We start from the raw sequence: 461 nt of genomic DNA, 5'->3' as shown, positions 1-461 counted from the left end.
GGCCTCCCACGTCCTTCATCGGTTCCTGGTGCCAAGGCATCCACCGTGCGCCCTTAAAAACTTGGCCACAGATGCTCGCGTCCACTGTGCAGTTCTCAAACAACGACCAGCCACCCATCACCCCACCCATACAGGCGAGTTCACTGGGGCCGGCAACCGAAGGACAGACTCACACGAGCCCGTACCCTCAGACACCCAACAACGTGCCCGACACAATCAACCCGTTCCCGTTTTCCACGCCGAAGCAGTACTAACGAAACCGTGCTCATCATGCCGAATAGTCAACGTTCCACCCATGAGCAACCAGCACCGAACACTCGCCGGTGTACTGGCCTCTGACCAAACCGAAGCCTGGTAAGAAGTGCTCCTTAGAAAGGAGGTGATCCAGCCGCACCTTCCGGTACGGCTACCTTGTTACGACTTCGTCCCAATCGCCAGTCCCACCTTCGACAGCTCCCTCC

General features: G+C 58.1%; 1 rRNA gene. It reads right to left on the bottom strand.

The features are described 5' to 3' along the window. Nucleotides 1–372: 372 nt before the first annotated feature. Nucleotides 373–461, bottom strand: a 16S ribosomal RNA gene (locus IG90_RS0138805); the annotation flags it as partial.

The sequence above is a fragment of the Streptomyces anulatus genome (assembly GCF_000721175.1).
GTDB classification, from domain to species: domain Bacteria; phylum Actinomycetota; class Actinomycetes; order Streptomycetales; family Streptomycetaceae; genus Streptomyces; species Streptomyces anulatus_C.
Note: the sequence above shows the minus strand (reverse complement) of the source record. Positions and strands in the feature narration are given on the sequence as shown.